Genomic DNA, 1,510 nt, shown 5'->3' with positions numbered 1-1,510 from the left:
TGGCGCACTTCTCGTTCATCGGGCCGGTGTTCCTCGGCTACTTCCTGGGGGAGGGCGAGCTCGATGATTGAACATGAGATCACCCGGCCCGAGGGCTTGATGAGCCTTGTCAGCGCCATCAGCGCGCTGATCGGTGCGCTCTTCTTCTTCTCGAGCGCGGTAGGCCTTGTTCGCTTGCCGGATTTCTTCACGCGCACCCACTCTCCGACGAAGGCCGCGACCTTGGGGCTGTTCTTCCTGGGGATCGCCTCCTTCCTGGAAAACATTCAGAGCGGTCAGACCTTCTGGCTCGCCGACGTGCTGCTGGTGGCCTTTGTCTTCCTGACCGCCCCGGTGAGCGCCCAGGCCCTGATGAACGCTGCGAGCGCCCGCGGGGTCGCCCAGTACGAGCGAACCACCGGCGACCCGCCCGGCCGGGAGATCGAGCACGTCGAGGAGTCGGGCGAGCTGGCCGCCGAACTTGCCGAGGGGCAGGCCGGCACTGGCGATCCCGAGTCCGCCTGATCTGCGAAAATCCCCTGTAATTTCAGTGGCTTTATTGAATATTGCCAGCGCCTGCAACGGGGCCTGCTCCCCGCTGCCCCGGCAAAGTGTGATTTGGATAACTACTTAGAATTCCAACGGTTTTTGCCGATTTCGTTCCAGATTTTCACAAGAACGGCTATAGTATGAACTGGTTGACGGGGACAGTTGACCTCGCGGTGCTTGCAGGGAGTGGGTGGCAGGCGCGGCGGGTTTGATCGCAGGCGAGTGATTGTGGTGGGTTTCGTCCCTCGCTTGGACAGTTCGATGTGCATATGAAAAGTCAGGCAACAATGTCCCCTGTTCGTTCTACTGCTGTATCTCTCGCAGCGCTCGTTCTCTTTGCGGCGCTGTTTCTGAGCACAACTCCAGCCTATTCACAAAATATTTACGGCGTTGACCCCATGACGGGGCAGGCCAGCAATTCGATCTTTCTTCGGGTCAATCCCAACAGCGGCGGCGAGATCAGCACGCTCATTTATCCCTACACCAACGGCGACAGCCAGTTTGCCGGTACCAGCGATCACTTCGGCGGCAGCAACGACAGCGGCTACGGCGCGGACTTCGATGATTGCGCCGGCACGAAAACCGCCGTGCGATGGGATCCCGCCGGCGCCGCTGAGCAGCAGTGGGGCAGCGGCTGGAACGACGACGGAAGCTGCAACCTGGGTGGCAACCAGACCGGTGCCGACGGGAACTACACGCAGGACTCCCAGACGACCTACGGGCCCCAGATGACGCCGGGCACCGAGAGCACCTACGAGAGCGTGGTGGTCACCGAGATGAGGGCGGCTCCGGGTGACAACTCGCGCGAGATCACGATTACCCAAAAGGTCATCATTCGCGATAATAACCAGTGGTTCGCGGTGGTCTACTACCTGAACAATTCATCGAACAACAACTTCACCGATAACATCTCGGGCTTTCCCGAGGGCATCTCCTTCATGCAGGATGCCGGTTTCCGTCTGCAGGGAAGCTCGCCCAACGG

The 1,510-nt window shown here is 60.3% G+C and carries 2 protein-coding genes; both read left to right on the top strand.

The features are described 5' to 3' along the window. Nucleotides 1-63 precede the first annotated feature (63 nt). Nucleotides 64-504 (top strand): monovalent cation/H(+) antiporter subunit G, encoded by a 441-nt coding sequence (locus tag KDH09_08400; GenBank protein MCB0219698.1) that lies wholly within the window; start codon nt 64-66, stop codon nt 502-504. Between the two features lie 422 nt (nt 505-926). Next, on the top strand, nt 927-1,510 hold a 584-nt coding region (locus tag KDH09_08395; GenBank protein MCB0219697.1), incomplete at its 3' end, for a hypothetical protein.

The sequence above is a fragment of the Chrysiogenia bacterium genome (assembly GCA_020434085.1).
Lineage (GTDB): Bacteria > JAGRBM01 > JAGRBM01 > JAGRBM01 > JAGRBM01 > JAGRBM01.
The sequence above is the reverse complement of the archived record's forward strand: the minus strand, read 5'-3'. Positions and strand labels throughout refer to the sequence as shown.